We start from the raw sequence: 15,381 nt of genomic DNA on the forward strand, positions 1-15,381 counted from the left end.
CAGGAAGAACGGTCGCGGCAGCCTAGCCGTCAGGCATGCAGGCCGGTCGGCGGTCGGAGGCGGGCCAGACGTAGTCGAGGTCGTCCGGCTCCTCCTGGCCGAACAGGGGGCGGTAGTGGTCGGGGGCCTTGCGGAGCAGGGCCGAGCGGTGACTGAGGTGCAGGGCGGGTTCGCCGAGCCAGGCGGGCAGCTCGCCCGCACCCGCCAGCTCCGGCTGGGAGCGTACGGTCACGTGACCGCAGTGCTCGGCCAGCTCGCGTGACATCGAGTCGGCGCAGGTGTCGGCGCGGCCGGTCGAGCACCAGTGACGGCACACCTCCAGGCCGTACCGCACCAGCGCCTCCTCATATCCGGCCCACATCTTCACCACGGGATGGTGCCGCCAGCCGTACCCGGGAACGGTCAGCGCGCGCAGCACCTGCAGTGCCTCGACCCGCTGCTTGCCCAGGCGCAGCGGGTCGAGTACCTCCGCCGAATGGGCGAAGTCCGGAAATGGCAGGAAGGTCTGCATGGTTGTCCGTTCTTCCCCACGACAGGTGTTCACACGTGCGCGGCGAGCCACGGGCGCAGGATCGGCAGGACGTGCTCGGCCTGCATGGCCCGCATGTGGTCGAGTCCGTCCAGCACCGCCACGTCCCAGCCGAGCCTTTCGAGCTCCGCCCGCCGGCGCACGAGCGGCCCGCCGATGTCCACCCGCACGCCGCCCCACCGCTCCTCGTAGTCGATCTGGTCCGCCGAGCCCGCGACGCACAGGCGCGGACAGGTGACCCGGGGCTGGGCCGCGACGTCGTCGAAGCCGCGCAGCGCCTCGTACAGGGTGAGGAACTGCTGGGTCTGCGCCGGCGACATCGTCATCTCCACCGACGACCAGTCGATCTCACCACTGTCCGCCCACCCGGCATCGGCTTTCGCGCCGCCGTCGCCGCCGGTGGCGGTCGGGGTAGGCGCGGTAGGCGCGGTGGCCATCGCGTGCGTCGCCGCCGTCACGCGCAGCATCTCCTCGTACGGCCCGTCGATGGGCGGGAAGCCACCCATGACCAGGGCTGACAGGCGGTCGGTGCGGATCGCGAGCTGGAGCCCGCTGAGCCCGAGCCAGGAGTAGCCGTAGTACGCGAACCGCTCGGCTCCCACGGCGTCGGCCACGGCCAGGAGGTCGGCGGCGAGGTTGGCGGGGGTCAGGGTGCCGGGCTTCGGCGCGGCCAGCACATGCCCCTCGTAGTCGAAGGCGGCCACCCGCAGCCGGCCGCTGAGCCCGTCGATGAGCGAGCGGCCGAGCGCCGGATCCGCTCCCACCTTGCGCATCTCGTCCGCCTGCGGTCCCTCGACGGGCCGGGGGTTGACGGGCAGCAGCAGGGTCGGGCCGGTGCCGTGCACCTCGATGTCGATGGTGCTTCCGTCATGCAGTGTCGCCGTGGGCATCGCAACTCCATACGCCGTAAACTGTTGTCCGTCGACAGAATAGCTTATGCCGTAAAGAGATAAGCCGGGTCATCCCGCGTAGTGGCGTGGATCAGGTTCGTCACGGGTCGTTCGCATCACTCCCTCGATGGGCGGGGTCAGGGGCTTGCGGCCCTGCTCGCGCCGCCAGGTCTCGAACGCCGCCACGGTGCCGGCGAGCACCGCCACGCCGAGCATGACCCCCGCGATGACGTCGCTGACCCAGTGCACGCCGAGCGCGACCCTGGTGTAGGCGACCGACACCACCAGGAACCAGGCGATGACCCAGGTCAGCAGCCGGCCCCAGGCCGGCAGCCGGGGCAGGATGAGCAGGACCAGCACGCCGGTGCCGAGGGTGACGGTCAGCGCGTGGCCGGAGGGGAAGGCCTCGCCAGGCGCCAGCGCCACGGGGTCGGGCAGGCTGGGCCTGGCCCGCGAGACGATCATCTTGAGCGCGAGGCCGAGCAGCCCGCCCACGGCGATCGTGGTGGTCGCCCAGATCGCGACCCGGCGGGCGCCCCGGACCCACAGCCAGACCGCCGCCGCGACGACCGCGACCCGCCAGGTGAGCGGTCCGAACACGTCGGTCCAGACGATGAGCAGCCGGGTCACGTCGGGATTGGCCAGCGCGTACCGGTGCAGGTCCCTGGCCACGCTCGCGTCCAGCGGGTTCAGCGGCAGCTTGGCCAGGACGAGCAGCAGCATGAACGGGATCATGACGAGCGCGATCGTGAGGGAAGCGACCGTGAGCCGCGCCCCCAGCCCGCCGTCACCGTAGGAACGCCTCGCCGTCCAGTTCCGGAGCCGCATCAACGGCGGCTACCCGGACGGGCCGCGACCATTCCGGGGCGTGGGAAGGGCGAGGGTCGAGAAGAGCTCACCGGCGGCGTTGCTTGACGTGGTGGGCCACGAGGGCCGCGGCGCAGCCGACGACGACGATTGCTGACGGCAGACCGGCCAGCATGCTCCAGCCCTCGACGGTGTTGGCCGTCAGGTTGATCGCTGAGAAGACGACGAGGAGGACCCACAGGAGTATGCGCACGGCCGGTCCACCGGATGCGCGGGACTCGGCGGCGCTGTCCTGGTCTGCTTCGCTGCTCATAAGGTCGTTCATCCCAAAAACGGTATAGAGCAGCAATTGACGGATAAATCCTGCCATCTACCCACTCGGTGGTAGGGCTGGCTGGAATGACGCCCCCGTACGTGCTCCGTACAGTGTCGGTGATGATTCGTGACGCCTTCGAGGCCCTCGACCGTCTCGTGGGCGGCCTCGGCACCGCCGTGCTCGCGCTGTTCGCCGCGCTCTGCTGGGGTCTCGTCGGCGCCGCCTGCCTCATCGGGATCGGGCTGCCGCTGCTGCCCTCGATGCTGACGCTGACCAGGCTGGTCGCCGACAAGGAGCGGGCCCGGCTGAGCCGCTGGGGCGAACCCGTGGTGAGCCCCTACCCGGCCGCCCTCCCCGACGCGGGCTGGCGGGCCACGCTCCGCGCCGCCCGCCGCGACCCCGCGACCCGGCGGGACCTGCTGTGGCTGTTCATTCACGTGCCGTCCGGCCTGGTGCTCGGCGTGCTCGGCCTGTCCCTGCCGATCATGGCGGTGCGCGACGCCACCTTCCCGCTGTACTGGAAGCTGCTCCCGACGAACGACATGACCACCGGGTTCGGCATCCCGGTGAGCACCTGGTCCGGCGCGATCGCCACCTCCCTGGTGAGCCTGGTCTGGCTGGCGATCGTCATCCTGCTCGGCCCTCGGATGGCCCGCCTGCAGGCCCTCCCCGGGCGGCGCCTGCTCACCCCGCACCCCTCGGTCGACCTGTCGGAGCGCCTCGCGCGGATCACCGCCACCCGGGCGGGCGCCCTGCGCGCGCACGCGGCCGAGCTGCGCCGGATCGAGCGCTCGCTGCACGACGGCGCGCAGAACAGGCTCGTCGCGGTGGTCGTCCTGGTCGCCGCGGCCAGGCGCGCCCTCGCCCGCGACCCGGCGCAGGCGGGCCCCGCGCTCGAGCGCGCCCAGAGCGCCGCCGAGCAGGGCTTGCAGGAGCTGCGCGGCGTCGTACGCGGAATCCTGCCGCCCATCCTGGAGGACCGGGGTCTGTCGGGCGCGCTCAGCGCCCTCGCCTCGGGCTGCGCCGTGCCCTGCGCGCTGACGGTCGGTGAGCTGGGCGCCGCCACGCTGCCGCTGTCGGTGGAGGCGACCGCCTACTTCACCGTCGCCGAGGCCCTGACGAACGTCTCCAAGCACAGCGGCGCACAGCACGTACGGGTCAAAGTCGCCATGTATGGCGATACGCTCCGCATCGCGGTGGAGGACGACGGCAGGGGCGGCGCGCACGAGGGCGACGGCTCCGGTCTCGCCGGGATCCGCCGTCGCGTGGAAGCACATGACGGATCGCTCAAACTGACCAGCCCGCCGAACGGGCCGACGATGATCGAAGTGGAGCTGCCTTGCGTGTCGTGATCGCCGAGGACGACGCACTGCTACGCGAGGGACTCGCGCTGCTGCTGACCGGTGAGGGGTACGAGGTCGCCGCCGCGGTGCCGGACGCGACGACCTTCATGTCGGCGGTGACCGCCTACCGCCCCGACGTGGCGGTGGTGGACGTGCGCATGCCGCCGACGCACACCGACGAGGGGATCAGGGCCGCGGTCGAGGCCAGACGCCTGCACCCGAGCCTGGCCGTGCTCGTGCTGTCGGCGTACGTGGAGGAGGCCTTCGCCACCGAGCTGCTCGCCGGCGGGGCCGGCGGCCTCGGGTACATGCTGAAGGAGCGCGTCGGCAGGGTCGAGGAGTTCGTCGAGGCGCTGGAGCGGGTGGCGGCGGGCGGCACCGCCATCGACCCCGAGGTGGTGGCGCAGCTCTTCACCCGCCGCCGCGACGGGCCGATCGACCGGCTGACCGCCCGCGAGCGCGAGGTGCTCGCCCTCATGGCCGAGGGGCTCGGCAACACCGCCATCGCCGAGCGGCTGGTGGTGACGGAGGGCGCGGTGCACAAGCACATCCGCAGCATCTTCGCCAAGCTCGACCTGTCGCCGACCGACCGCGTGGACCGCAGGGTCACCGCCGTCCTGCACTATCTGGAGGCCTGACCGCCCTACAGCTGCTCGCGCGCCTCCGCCACCCAGCGCATGACGCCCTTGGCGCCGGCCGCCTCGGCGATGGACCCGGCCTCGGCGAGCAGCTCCAGCGCCTCCTGACGGTGTCCCTCGGCGGCGGCGATGTGCGCCAGCCCGATCAGGTTCGCGGCGACGCCGGGCAGGAACCCGATCTCCCGGCGGAGCCGCACCGACTCCTCCAGCCGCTCCCGCGCCGGGCCCAACCGGCCGGCCAGGTGCTCGGCGATGCCCAGGTGGCGCAGCGCGTAGGACATCGTCAACTTGTCGCCGGCCACCGCCGCCAGCTCGTAGGAGCGTTCGAGCACCGGCACGGCGGCGTCGTGCTCGCTCCGCACCACCTGGTGCACCAGGCCCGCCCAGAACAGGGCCTCGCCCTCGCCCCGCATGTCGTTGAGCGCCCGGTAGAGCCCGGCCGCCCGCTCGAACAGCGCCAGCTCGTGCGGATCCGTCTCCGTCCCGGCGAGGAACCGCGCGTGCGCCAGCCGGCCCCGGGCCAGCGCGAGATCGGCCTCGACCGCGTCCAGGTCGCGCTCGGCCGCCGTGAGCGCGTCGACGTCACCGCCGAAGACGGCCTGTTCGTAGAGCACCCTGGCCCGTTCGATGCGTTCTTCCGTGGTCATCCTGCCCCCGTCCACAGCCTTGGGCGCCGCGCCGGCGGCCCGGCGAACGTGTCCGCCAGACTACTTCCGCCACGTGCGCCCCGCCCGCGTGATAATGCCGGTGTGCCGCGATACTCCAGGCGATCCATGCTGCTGCTCGGCGGCCTGGCCACGGCCGGAGTGGTGTTCCCGGTGCGGGAGGACCCGCCGTCCCCGGATCTCACGCCCCTGCTGGGGCCGCTGCGCGAGCGGTGGCGCGAGGTGACGGTCGACGAGAGCCGGGCCGGGCTGCGGGCCGCGGCCCGCCACCGTGACGGCATGGCTCCCGCCGCCGGGTCACTCTGGCCCGATCTGCCGTTCCCGTCCTTCACCGAGACCCCGGCCAGGCTGCTGACCATGGCTCGGGCGTACGCCATGACCGGGGACGCGCGGCTGGCCACGGCCGTCGCCACCGGCGTCGACCACTACCGGCGGCAGGTCTACACCGCCGGTGCGGACGCCGACGGCAACTGGTGGCACTGGGAGATCGGCGTCCCGACGAGGCTGCTCGACGCGGCCGTGCTGATAGGCCCGCACCTGACGGACCGGCAGCGGGCGGCGCTCGCGGACGCGGTGGACCACTTCGTGCCGGAGCGCCGCCTGATCGGCTACGACGGCACCAGCACCGGCGCCAACCGGGTGGACCTGTGCACGGTGATGCTGCTGCGCGCCCTGATCGGGCCCGATCAGGACAAGGCCGGGCTGGCCGCCGCCGCGCTGTCCCCCGTCTTCCGGTACGTCTCCGAAGGCGACGGCCTCTACCGGGACGGCTCGTTCATCCAGCACAGCACCGTCCCCTACCAGGGCGGTTACGGGGCGGTGATGCTGCATGGCCTGGCCGTCCTGTTCGCGGTGCTGCGCGGCTCGCCCTGGCAGATCACCGACCCGGACCGGCAGCACGTCTACGACAGCGTCGAGCGGTCGTTCGCGCCGTTCGTGCACGACGGCCTCTGCATGGACCTGGTCAGCGGCCGTGGCGTCAGCAGGCAGGCGGACGGCGACCGGGTCAGGGGACGGCGGCTCGCCGCCGCGATCCTGCTGCTCTCGGAGACCGCCTCGGCGGCCGAGCGGGCTCGCTGGCTGCCCATGGTCAAGGGCTGGGCCGTGCGGGGCGCGTACCAGCGGACGGGCCGGTTCGCGACGATCCTCGGCGACGGCGCGATCCCCGTGGCTGGCGAGCCCGTGGGGCACCGGCTGCTGCCGATGAGCGCCCGCGCCGTGCACCGCAGGCCGGGCTGGTGCGCGGCCCTCAGCATGGCCTCGCACCGGATCGCCCACTACGAGCACGGCAACGGCGAGAACCTGCGTGGCTGGCACACCGGCGCGGGAATGCTCTACTGGTGGGGCGAGGGCCACGGCGACCACTACTCCGACGGGTTCTGGCACACCGCCGACCCCTACCGCCTGCCGGGCACGACCGTCTCCACCAAGCGGCTGCCCGACGGCGCCGGCGAGGCCTGGGGCGGCGCCTGCCCGCCCGCCCGCTGGGTCGGCGGCGCGACCGACGGCACGTACGCGACGGTCGGCCAGCACCTGTACGGCCTGGAAAGCACGCTGGAGGCCGTCAAGTCGTGGTTCTTCCTCGACGACGCCGTCGTCTGCCTTGGCGCGGGCATCACCGGCGCGGACGGCGTCCCGGTCGAGACCGTCGTCGACGTCCGGCGGACGGACGCACCCCTCACCACCGGGCCCGGCTGGGCGCACCTCGAAGGTCACGGTGGCTACCTCGTCCATGGGCTGCGCACACTGCGCGGCCGCGACCGGGTGACGCTCTGGCTCGACCACGGCACCGACCCGGTCTCGGCCGGGTACGCCTACACGCTGCTGCCGAACGCCGGCCCGGCGCTGACCCGCGCCCGCGCCGCCGACCCCGGCTGGTCGCGGGTGCTCGCCAACACCGCCCGGCAGCAGGGCGTGCACATCCCGTCACTCGGCATCACGGCGGTCAACTTCTGGCAGGCCGGGTCGGCCGGCGATGTCACCGCGTCCGCGCCGTGCGCCGTCCTCGTCCGCGAGCGGCGCGACGGCACGGCCACCGTCACCGTGTCGGACCCCCGGCGCGAGCTGAACGAGCTGACCGTCACCTGGCGGCGGCCGGTCGGCGAGGTCCTCCGCGCCGACCCGCTCCTGACCGGCGTCGTCACCGGCCCGGCGCTCACGCTGGTGTTCGGCAGGCTGGCGGATCGCGGGGGCGGCTCCAGGACGGTCCGGGTGCGCACTTCTTACGGAGTGCGGACGATGCCCGCCTGACCGGTCACCCGGCGGGCGAAAGATGCCAGGCTCCAGCGCGTGAGCAGGTATACGGCACTTCTCGGCGCGACCCTTCTGGGCCTCGTCGCCGTCCTCGTGCGGATGGCGTTCGGGCGCCCCGATCTGCTGCGCTGGTATCTGGCCGGGTGGGCGCTGTTCGCCGTCGCGCTGTGGCTGGCCAGGAGGCTGCCCGTGCGCCGGCTCACCGTCCTGGTCGTGGCGGGCGGCATCGCCGTGACGGCCACCGGCCTGGTCGCCCCGCCGAGCACCAGCACCGACTCCTACCGGTACGCGTGGGACGGCCGGGTGCAGGCGGCCGGCGTCTCGCCGTACGACCATCCGCCCGCTGATCCGGCGCTCGGCGCGCTACGCGACGGCTGGCTCTTCCCCGACGACTGCGACGCGCCCGACCGGGCCAAGGTCGCCGAAGGGGTGTGCACCCGGATCAACCGGCCCGCCGTGCACACGATCTACCCGCCGCTCGCCGAGGCGTACTTCCTGGTGGTGCACTGGCTGTCGCCCGACGGCTCCCGGCACAAGGTCCTGCAGCTTGGTGGCGCGCTGATGGCGATCGCGGTGCTGCTGGCCCTGTGCCGGTGGGCGGGCGCGCGCACCGCCGCCTACTGGGCGTGGTGCCCGGCCGTGCCCGCCGAGGCGGTGAACAACGCGCACGTCGACATGCTGGGCGTGCTGCTGGTGGTGCTCGCCTTCTGCGTGGTGCGCGGCCGGGGGGCGCTGCTCGGCGCGGCCGTCGCGGCCAAGCTCCTGCCCGGCGTCACGCTGCCCGGCGCGCTGTCGGGGGTGCTGCGGGACGGGGTCCACTGGCGGCGGATCCTGGCGGTCCTGCTGCCCGCCGGAGCGGTCGTCACGCTGGCCTACCTGCCCTACGTGCTCACCTCGAACGCCTCGGTCCTCGGCTATCTGTTCGGCTACTTCCAGGAGGAAGGGTACGAGGCGCCGTCGGCCCGGGAGCGGTACGCCGTGCTGCGGCTGGTGCTTCCGGACGCCTGGGCGCCGTACGCGGCGATCCTGCTGCTCGGCCTGATCATCCTGTACGTGCTCCGCCGGGGAGATCCGGATCGGCCGTGGGCCGGCGCCCTGGTGGTGACCGGGTCGCTCCTGCTGCTGCTGACGCCCGAATACTCCTGGTACGCACTGCTGGTGGTGGCGCTGGTCGCGCTCGACGGCCGGTGGGAGTGGCTGGGCGTGGCGCTGGCCGGGGCCGTCAGCTATCTGTTCGGCCCGGCGACACTGGCCTACACCGTGGCCGCGCTGGTCGTCGTGGCCGGTTGGGCCGTGCGCCGTTTCCACGAGTCTCCCGTCGGCACACCAGCAGGAGCGCGACCATGATCCTTCAGTCTTCTCCCGCCCGGTTCACCAGTCGCCTGCTCAAGACCATCCCCACCCGGTTCACCAGCCGCCTGAGATCGGAGGGGGTCGCGGCGAAGCTCGGCGTCTGGCTGGGCGTCAGCTTCACCGTCGCCTTCGTGACCGGCCTGTTCAGCCACTTCACCCAGCATCCGCCGGCCTGGCTGCTGTGGCCGTCCCGGCCGGTCAACCTCTACAGGGTCACCCAGGGCCTGCACGTCATCGGCGGCCTCGCCACGGTCCCGCTGCTGCTGGCCAAGCTGTGGACGGTCTACCCCAAGCTGTGGCAGTGGCCGCCGCTGCGCTCCGCCGGTCATGCCGCCGAGCGGTTGTTCGTGCTCCTCCTGGTGGCGGGGGCGCTGTTCCAGCTGGTCTCGGGGCTGTTCAACATCGCCTACTACTATCCCTACCCGTTCGGCTTCCTCCAGGCGCACTACTGGACGGCCTACATCGTGTACGGCGCGCTCATCGTGCACGTCGTCAACGAGTGGGCCAAGGTCCGGCGGCACCTGTGGACCCGTGTGGAGGATCCGGGCCGGCGGCGCTTCCTGCACACCGTGGCGGCGGCCTCCGGGCTGACCGTCGTGCTCACCGTGGGGGAGGCGGTCACGCCGCTGGAGCGGCTGGCCCTGCTGGCCCCGCGCAACCCGGGCGTCGGCCCGCAGGGCGTGCCGGTCAACAGGTCGGCGGTCGCGGCCGGGGTGACCGAGCTGATCGACGACCCGGCGTACCGGCTGGTCGTGACGGGCGCCGTACGACGAGAGCTGTCCTTCACCTACGCCGAGCTGGCGCGGCTGCCGCAGCACACCGTGCGGCTGCCGATCGCGTGCGTGGAGGGCTGGAGCGTGGAGTGCGAGTGGACGGGGGTGCGGCTGCGGGACCTCATCGAGAGCGCGGGCGGCTCGCCCGAGGCGTTCGTGAGCGTGGAGTCTCTGGAACAGCGCGGTTCCTACCGCGTCAGCGAGGTCCGGCCACCGCACTGGCAGGATCCGCTGACCCTGCTCGCCCTGAGCATCAACGGGCAGGTGCTCGATCCCGACCACGGCCATCCGGTGCGGCTGATCGCCCCGAACCGGCCGGGGGTCATGCAGACCAAGTGGGTCACGACGGTGAGGGTGTCATGAGGTGGCTGGGCTACGCGATCGGCGGCGCTTTCGTCGCGCTCGGCCTCACCGGGCTGGTCCAGGACATCGACCCGGTCGGCTGGGCGCTGTGGGCCGGCGGCGTCCTGGTGGCACATGACGCCGTCCTGGTGCCGGTCGTCCTGCTGGCCGGAGTGGTCGTGCGCAGGGCCGGCGGCTCGGTGCGGGCGGGCCTGGTCGTGGCCGGGCTGGTGACGCTCGCGACGCTGCCGACGGTGCTCGCGCTGGGCAGGCGGGCGGACAACCCGTCGATCCTCCCCCTGGACTACGGCCGCAACCTGCTGATCGTCCTGGTGCTGATCGCGCTCGCCTCCGGGATATACGAGACATGGACGCGGGCCGCCCGGGGCAGGGCCGCCCGGGGCAAGGGAAAACGGGGCGACCGGCCGGGCTGACCCCGGCTACACTCCGCAGGCCTGTTCGCCTGAAGGAGAGCTTTGACGACGAATGACCTGATCGTGCGGCCCATCGCCGGACGCGAAGAGCTTGAGCTGTTCCGCCGCCTGCCCTACGTGCTCAACGACGAGCTGGCGGACGATCTCGACGCCGGCCGACGGCGGCCCGAGTGGATGTGGGTGGCGCTGCGGGGCGAGCGCCTCGTCGCCAGGCTGGCCTGGTGGGCGCCGCGCCCGGACGCCCCGCCGGCCGTCCTGGACACGCTGGACCTGGACGACGCCGCCCGGTCACCGGAGCTGCTCGACGTCGCCTCCCTGCTGCTCAGCACCGCGACGGCGGCGGTGCTGCCGGCCGGTGCCCAGCCGCCCGAGTATGCCCGGTTCATCCCTCCGGGGTGGCGCGAGGACGAGGCGGACAGGCAGGTCGTCCAGGACCGCATGACCGTCCTCGAACGCGCCGGCGCCGAGCTCCTCGTCGAGCGGCTGCGCTTCGAGTGGCGGCCCGGGACGCCGGTGCCCGAGCCGAGCGGACGCCTGAGCTTCCGGCCGGTCGGCGACCGCGGCGAACTCGTCGAGCTGATGACCCTCGTCCTGGAGGGCACCCTCGACGCCCACAGCCGGGCCGACCTGACCCGGATGCCCGCCGCCCGGGCGGCGGCCGAGCAGTATGACGACGAGCTGGCGCACTACCGCAGCCCGCGCGACTGGTGGCGGATCGCGACCACCCACGACGGTGATCCCGTGGGGTTCGTCATCCCGGCACGCAACAACTACAACCCGATCATCGCCTACATCGGCGTCCTGCCGGCCCACCGTGGCCAGGGCCACATCGGCGACCTGCTCGCCGAGGGCACGCGGATCCTCGCCGCCCAGGACGTGCCGCGCATCCGGGCGGCCACGGACGCCGGGAACGTCCCGATGGCCCGCGCCTTCCACCGCGCCGGCTACGCGCACTTCCAGAGTGAGATCAACATGGCCTGGGGCCGCTCATCCGGGGAGTGACGAGGCGCGACTCTCCAGCACGGCGGGGCGGGCGGCGGCCAGCACGAACCCGCTCGCCAGGCGGGCCGGGATGCGCCGCAGGGAGATGGTCAGGTCCTGGTCGGGGACGTCGTGGTCGAGCCGGGCCAGCCGCACCGCCAGGGCCCGCAGCAGCGCGACGGTGATGTCCTCGCCGGGGCAGCGGTGGCCGGTGTCCGGGTCGCCGCCGCCCTGCGGGATCAGGTCGAAGGCGCCGATCCGGCGGTCGACGAAGCGCTGCGGCTCGAAGGCGTAGGGCTGCTCCCACAGGCCGGGATCGTGGTTCTGGCCGTAGACGTCGAGCAGCACCAGGCTGCCCGCCGCGATGCGCTCCCCCTGCCAGGACAGATCCTTGACCGCCCGGCCGCCCACGAACGGCGCGAAGGGGTAGAACCGGCGCACCTCCTGCGCGAACGCCTCGGCGTAGTCCGCGTCGCCCGTGCGCAGCACGGCGCGCAGGTGCGGCCACCGGTGCATGGCGTGCGCCGCGAAGGTCACGTACCAGCACACCGCCACGGTCGGGCGGAGGATGTTGAGCAGCTCCACCGCCGCCACGCGCGGGTCCAGCGGCTCGCCGTCGAGGTAGTGGTGGCGGACGACCACGTCGAGCGCCGATCCGGCCGTCGCGATCACCTCGCCGGCACGTACCCGCCGCACCAGGTCGGCCAGCCAGATCTCGCGGCGCTCGCGGGCGAGCCGGGCCCGCCAGTTCCGGGGCCCGCCGCTGCCGAACCCGTCGACCATGGCGACCAGGTCGAAGGCCAGATCCGGCACCTCGGCCGGGTCCAGCGGGATGCCGGTCCACCGGCACACGCCGCGGGTCAGGACCTTGGCCGCCTCGTCGAAGAGCACGACGCGCCCCCACGAGCCGGCCGCCTCGTCCCAAGCCTCGGTGGTGTGCGCCACCAGGCCGGGCACGCCCTCGCCGGTCAGCAGTGACATGAACATCGCCTTGCGCGCGCGGTGGGCGGCGCCGTCGAGGGTGTGCACCGCGCCCCGCCCGACGAGGGTGCTCTCGACCGGGCCGGGCAGGGCGGTGTGCCGCTCGATGTGCGTCTCGTCGTAGAAGAAGCGCGCCGCCTCGGGGCCGCACAATCCCGCCGTGCGCCGGCCCATCAGGCGGGTGTGCACGACCGGCCGGGAGGTGCGCCGCCGGAGGCCGGGCAGCCAGCCGTAGCCTTCGAGCATGAGGAAGATCGTCTCGTCCAGCAGAAGCATGCGCTCCGGTCTGCCCGTGTCATTCCCCCTAAAACCGGATGACCGGTACGTACGATAGAGGAGGTACTTATGTTGTTATAGCGTTAAAAATCGTCCGCATCCTAGGACTGGACCGATCCTGAACATGAGCGACAATCCCGCCGAGCCGGCCTGGGCTCGGGTCGACACGACCGTGCCGCACTCCGCCCGGGTATGGGACTTCCTGCTGGGCGGGAAGGACCATTTCGCCGTCGATCGCGAAGTCGGTGAGACTCTGCTCCGCGTGTTCCCCGACTTCGTGATGGTCGCCCGCCTGCAGCGCGAGTTCCTCTCCCGCGCGGTGCACTACCTGGTGAGCGAGGCGGGCATCCGGCAGTTCCTCGACATCGGCACCGGCCTGCCCACGGCCGACAACACGCACGAACTGGCGCAGCGCCTCGCGCCGGAGTCCCGGGTGGTCTACGTGGACAACGACCCCATCGTGCTGGTGCACGCCCGCGCGCTGCTCACCAGCACCCCCGAGGGCGCCACCGACTACCTCGACGCGGACGTCCGCGACCCGGAAGCGATCCTCGACGGGGCCGCCAGGACGCTCGACTTCTCCCAGCCCGTCGCGGTCATGATGCTCAGCATCGCGGGCCAGGTCACCGATGACGACGACCCCAAGGGGATCATCGACCGGCTGATGAGCCCGCTGGCCGCCGGCAGTTTCCTGGCCCTGAGCGACGGCGTGAACACCAACCCCGCGCTGGTGCAGGCCGTCTCCACCTACAACAAGAGCGCCGCCAACACCTACCAGTTGCGCAGCCCTGAGCAGGTGGGCGGCTTCCTGGCCGGTCTCGACCTGGTGGCGCCCGGCGTGGTGCCGACGCCGGAGTGGCATCCGCCCCTGGACCGCTGGGACGAGCCGCCGACCGTGGTGAGCGCGGTCTGCGGGGTGGCCAGGAAACCCTGAGTTGATAGCCTGACCGCAGGTGAGCCGGGAAGTCTGGTCGGCAGTTCTGTCGTCGACCCCTGAAGGGCCGCCATGCGTGCTCGCGATCTACTCGTACCCTTTCCGACCGTCACTCTCGACACCCCGGTGGCTGAGGCGGCCCGGCTGCTGGCCGACCAGGACCTGCCCGGCCTGATCGTCGTGGACGGCGACGGCATGCCCTCCTCCATCCTGCCGGGCACGCAGGTGCTGCGGCTGGCCGTCCCCGGCTACTGCCAGGACGACCCGGCGCTGGCCCGGGTCATCGACGAGGCGCACGCCGACGCCTTCCTGCGGGTGCTGGCCGACCGCACCGTACGCGAGGCCCTGCCACGGGAGAAGCGCGAGCTGCCGGTCACCGACCCGGACGCCACCGTGCTGGAGATCGCGGCACTGATGGCCCGCACCCACAGCCCGCTCGTCGCCGTGGTGGGCGAGCGAGGGCTGGAGGGAGCGGTCACCCTGCAGGCGCTCATGGACCGGGCGCTGTCCGCATGACGGCTCTCGCCTGGCTGTCGGTGGCGGTGTTCCTCGGCGCGTACGCGCTGATCGCCACCGAGAAGATCCACCGCGTCGCCGCCGCGCTCGGTGGCGCGGGCATCATGCTGCTGATCCACGCCACCGACGCCGGCGCCGCGTTCTTCTCCGAAGAGACCGGCATCGACTGGAACGTCATCTTCCTGCTGCTCGGCATGATGGTGATCGTCGGTGTGCTCAAGCAGACCGGCATCTTCGAATATCTGGCCATCTGGGCCGCCAAACGGGCCCGCGGCAAGCCGTACCGGCTGATGGTGCTGCTGGTCGTCATCACCGCGCTCGCCTCCGCGCTGCTCGACAACGTCACCACCGTGCTGCTGATCGTCCCCGTGACGTTCCTGGTCTGCGAGCGGCTGGCGCTGCCCGTGGTGCCGTTCCTCATCGCCGAGGCCATGGCCTCCAACATCGGCGGCGCCGCCACCCTCGTCGGCGACCCGCCCAACATCATCATCGCCAGCAGGGGCGGGCTGTCGTTCAACGACTTCCTCGTGCACATGGCGCCGATGGTGGTGATCCTGATGATCGTCTTCATCGGGATGTGCCGGATCCTGTTCCGCAAGGCCTTCACCTACGACCCCGAGCGCGCCGCCGGCATCATGGAGCTCAACGAGCGCGAGGCGATCGCCGACTGGCGGCTGCTCTGGCAGAGCCTGGCCGTCCTCGCCCTGGTGATGACCGCCTTCGTGCTGCACCCGGTGCTGCACTACGAGCCCTCCATCGTGGCGATCCTCGGCGCCGGCATCCTGGTGGCCGCCACCAAGGTCACCACGCATGAGGCCATCGCCGAGGTCGAATGGCCCACGCTGGTGTTCTTCGCCGGGCTGTTCGTCATGGTCGGCGCCCTGGTGGAGACCGGCGTCATCGGCCAGATCTCGCGCCTGGCCGTGGACGCCACCGAGGGGCAGCTCGGGCTGACGACGATGGTGCTGCTCGGGGCCTCGGCCGGATTGTCGGCCATCGTGGACAACATCCCCTATGTCGCCACGATGAGCCCCATCGTGGCCGAGCTCGTCGAAGCCAACGGGGGCAACGCCGACGCGCAGGTGCTGTGGTGGGCGCTGGCCTTCGGCGCCGACCTGGGCGGCAACGCCACCGCCGTCGGCGCGGCGGCCAACGTGGTCGTCATCGGCATCGCCGCCCGCAACCGCACGCCGATCAGCTTCTGGGAGTTCACGAAGTACGGGCTCGTCGTCACGGTCGTCACCGTCTCGCTCTGCGCGCCGTACCTGTGGCTGCGCTACCTGATGTGAACCCTGGCGTCATCGAAACCGTACGGGAGCCGTGAAGATCTGTGCTCCCTTGACGGGTCGC

At 72.3% G+C, this 15,381-nt stretch carries 16 protein-coding genes; 10 read left to right on the forward strand and 6 right to left on the reverse strand.

Annotated features, from left to right (window positions below):
* Positions 1-22: 22 nt before the first annotated feature.
* From ACIBQX_RS39285 to ACIBQX_RS39300, 4 genes are all read right to left on the reverse strand, one after another.
* The gene (locus ACIBQX_RS39285; protein WP_397013733.1) at positions 23-511 is read right to left on the reverse strand and encodes an MSMEG_6728 family protein; all 489 of its coding nucleotides are present in this window, start codon (positions 509-511) and stop codon (positions 23-25) included.
* A gap of 29 nt (positions 512-540) precedes the next feature.
* Positions 541-1,419 (reverse strand): alpha/beta fold hydrolase, encoded by an 879-nt coding sequence (locus ACIBQX_RS39290; RefSeq protein WP_397013735.1) that lies wholly within the window; start codon positions 1,417-1,419, stop codon positions 541-543.
* Between the two features lie 69 nt (positions 1,420-1,488).
* Positions 1,489-2,247, reverse strand: a complete 759-nt coding sequence (locus ACIBQX_RS39295) for a phosphatase PAP2 family protein (protein ID WP_397013737.1) — start codon at positions 2,245-2,247, stop codon at positions 1,489-1,491.
* 67 nt (positions 2,248-2,314) lie between these two features.
* Entirely contained in the window at positions 2,315-2,539 is a 225-nt protein-coding gene (locus ACIBQX_RS39300) for a hypothetical protein (RefSeq protein ID WP_397013739.1), read from the reverse strand.
* Positions 2,540-2,661: 122 nt separating this feature from the next.
* On the opposite strand from ACIBQX_RS39300, the gene ACIBQX_RS39305 reads away from it, so the two are divergent.
* Positions 2,662-3,894 (forward strand): sensor histidine kinase, encoded by a 1,233-nt coding sequence (locus tag ACIBQX_RS39305; protein ID WP_397013741.1) that lies wholly within the window; start codon positions 2,662-2,664, stop codon positions 3,892-3,894.
* Positions 3,882-4,523 carry a response regulator gene (locus tag ACIBQX_RS39310; RefSeq protein ID WP_397013743.1) on the forward strand — a complete coding sequence of 214 codons (642 nt, stop codon included), beginning with the start codon at positions 3,882-3,884 and terminating at the stop codon, positions 4,521-4,523. Before ACIBQX_RS39305 ends, ACIBQX_RS39310 begins: the two co-directional genes overlap by 13 nt.
* Positions 4,524-4,528: 5 nt before the next feature.
* Here the strand turns inward: ACIBQX_RS39310 and ACIBQX_RS39315 are convergent, their stop codons facing one another.
* A complete protein-coding gene (locus ACIBQX_RS39315) occupies positions 4,529-5,170 on the reverse strand; it encodes a hypothetical protein (RefSeq protein WP_397013745.1) in 642 nt (213 codons plus the stop codon).
* 102 nt (positions 5,171-5,272) lie between these two features.
* On the opposite strand from ACIBQX_RS39315, the gene ACIBQX_RS39320 reads away from it, so the two are divergent.
* Genes ACIBQX_RS39320 through ACIBQX_RS39340 form a run of 5 tightly spaced genes read left to right on the forward strand, consistent with a single transcriptional unit; the run spans position 5,273 to position 11,345 of the window.
* Positions 5,273-7,438 carry a polysaccharide lyase 8 family protein gene (locus ACIBQX_RS39320; protein WP_397013747.1) on the forward strand — a complete coding sequence of 722 codons (2,166 nt, stop codon included), beginning with the start codon at positions 5,273-5,275 and terminating at the stop codon, positions 7,436-7,438.
* A gap of 39 nt (positions 7,439-7,477) precedes the next feature.
* On the forward strand, positions 7,478-8,788 hold the full coding sequence (locus ACIBQX_RS39325; protein ID WP_397013749.1) for a glycosyltransferase 87 family protein: 1,311 nt from the start codon (positions 7,478-7,480) through the stop codon (positions 8,786-8,788).
* Positions 8,785-9,930, forward strand: coding sequence for a molybdopterin-dependent oxidoreductase (locus ACIBQX_RS39330; protein WP_397013751.1), 1,146 nt, complete (start codon positions 8,785-8,787; stop codon positions 9,928-9,930). The genes ACIBQX_RS39325 and ACIBQX_RS39330 overlap by 4 nt, the downstream gene beginning before the upstream one ends.
* Positions 9,927-10,343 (forward strand): hypothetical protein, encoded by a 417-nt coding sequence (locus ACIBQX_RS39335; protein WP_397013753.1) that lies wholly within the window; start codon positions 9,927-9,929, stop codon positions 10,341-10,343. Before ACIBQX_RS39330 ends, ACIBQX_RS39335 begins: the two co-directional genes overlap by 4 nt.
* Before the next feature lie 42 nt (positions 10,344-10,385).
* Positions 10,386-11,345 (forward strand): GNAT family N-acetyltransferase, encoded by a 960-nt coding sequence (locus tag ACIBQX_RS39340; protein ID WP_397013755.1) that lies wholly within the window; start codon positions 10,386-10,388, stop codon positions 11,343-11,345.
* Here ACIBQX_RS39340 and ACIBQX_RS39345 read toward each other — a convergent pair.
* Positions 11,331-12,581, reverse strand: a complete 1,251-nt coding sequence (locus tag ACIBQX_RS39345; RefSeq protein ID WP_397013757.1) for a cytochrome P450 — start codon at positions 12,579-12,581, stop codon at positions 11,331-11,333. The two genes, ACIBQX_RS39340 and ACIBQX_RS39345, sit on opposite strands and share 15 nt — an antisense overlap.
* A 124-nt stretch (positions 12,582-12,705) precedes the next feature.
* Here ACIBQX_RS39345 and ACIBQX_RS39350 point away from each other — a divergent pair, with 124 nt between their 5' ends.
* The 3 genes from ACIBQX_RS39350 (at position 12,706) to ACIBQX_RS39360 (ending at position 15,320) form a co-directional block, all read left to right on the forward strand.
* Positions 12,706-13,515 (forward strand): SAM-dependent methyltransferase, encoded by an 810-nt coding sequence (locus tag ACIBQX_RS39350; protein ID WP_397013759.1) that lies wholly within the window; start codon positions 12,706-12,708, stop codon positions 13,513-13,515.
* A 72-nt stretch (positions 13,516-13,587) separates the two neighbouring features.
* Entirely contained in the window at positions 13,588-14,031 is a 444-nt protein-coding gene (locus tag ACIBQX_RS39355) for a CBS domain-containing protein (RefSeq protein ID WP_397013761.1), read from the forward strand.
* Positions 14,028-15,320 carry an ArsB/NhaD family transporter gene (locus ACIBQX_RS39360; RefSeq protein WP_397013763.1) on the forward strand — a complete coding sequence of 431 codons (1,293 nt, stop codon included), beginning with the start codon at positions 14,028-14,030 and terminating at the stop codon, positions 15,318-15,320. The genes ACIBQX_RS39355 and ACIBQX_RS39360 overlap by 4 nt, the downstream gene beginning before the upstream one ends.
* Positions 15,321-15,381 lie beyond the last annotated feature (61 nt).

The sequence above is a fragment of the Nonomuraea sp. NPDC049714 genome, assembly GCF_044465295.1.
In the GTDB taxonomy this organism is placed as follows: Bacteria; Actinomycetota; Actinomycetes; order Streptosporangiales; family Streptosporangiaceae; genus Nonomuraea.